The organism is Palleronia caenipelagi (assembly GCF_007004065.1).
GTDB classification, from domain to species: Bacteria; Pseudomonadota; Alphaproteobacteria; order Rhodobacterales; family Rhodobacteraceae; genus Palleronia; species Palleronia caenipelagi.
Map to the genome: position 1 here is coordinate 1 of NZ_VFSV01000161.1, position 743 is coordinate 743.

The 743-nt window shown below is 64.9% G+C and carries 1 pseudogene; it reads left to right on the top strand.

Annotated features, from left to right (window positions below):
- Window positions 1–692: pseudogene (locus tag FEV53_RS20455) on the top strand (transposase); the annotation flags it as partial.
- Window positions 693–743: the final 51 nt, after the last annotated feature.

The following is a 743-nucleotide window of genomic DNA, read 5'->3' on the forward strand; positions in this document are numbered from 1 at the left end:
CTGGCCCGGCTTACCCTTCTGGATGGACGTCCTGCGCGGCCTGAAGGCGCGTGGGCTGGACGGCACCAAGCTTGTGATCAGCGATGCCCACAGCGGCCTCAGGGCGGCCATCGAGCGCGTGTTTGAGGGTGAGCCTGCGAACGGGCAGCGCTGCCGCGTCCACTGGATGCGCAATGCGCTCGCCCATGTGTCACGCGGCCAGCACACCGTGGGTGCCGCACTCGCCATCGGGCTCGAACCAATGGCGCCTCAATGGCTCGTTCCGCCAGGCCTTCGATCAGCCCGATCGCAAACAGGCGGGCGAAACCTGGCGCCGCGTCGCAGACCAGCTCCGCTCTCGCTGGCCCAAACTGGCCGGGCTGATGGATGCCAGTGAGCACGACGTCCTGGCCCACATGGCCTTCCCGCGCCAGCACCGCACCAGGTTACACAGCACCAACCCGATCGAGCGCCTCAACAAGGAGGTCAAACGCCGCGCCGATGTCGTCGGGTTCGGGCCCTCCTTCGAACCGATGGCAGTCCGGCCCTCACTCCCGAACGAAGCCTCAATCATTCGCCTGATCGGTGCTGTGCTGTTCGAGCAGAACGACGAATGGCAGACCGCCAGCCGCTACATGCAGGTCGAAGCCTTCACCCAGATCGACCACGAGCAGACCGATCCCATTCTCAGCATCACGACACAAGCCACCTGATCATGACCTCAGGCCACCCGACCAATTACAACACCTTGACGGACGTGACCC